This window comes from Acinetobacter endophylla (assembly GCF_053543775.1).
The window spans coordinates 1,175-1,529 of sequence record NZ_JBLVOM010000205.1 but is presented as its reverse complement, the minus strand read 5'-3'; positions in this window follow the sequence as shown (position 1 = coordinate 1,529).

The window sequence follows — 355 nt, the reverse complement described above, 5'->3', positions numbered from 1 at the left end:
CTCTTATTAGCTTAACCTCACGCTCCGATGATTCGCTTGTTCACTCCGCTTGCCTTCAAATCGGCTTCCAGATGACTCTGTCCGCCAGCGATTTGAAGTCAAAAGTCGCTGCACAATCGAAAATCTTCGCTTCCAGCTAATAACTAATTAACTTGTTTACACAAGTTCAGCTAAAAGATGTTCTAAAACGCAAATTCGTTTCGGTATCCAGTTTTCAAGGATCAAGTTTTTGAATTTTCGGGACAATCACGGCTGTGATGTTCGAAAATTCAGACAAAACTGATTGATTGTAAAACGTTGTTGGTGGAGCCAAGCGGGATCGAACCGCTGACCTCCTGCTTGCAAGGCAGGCGCT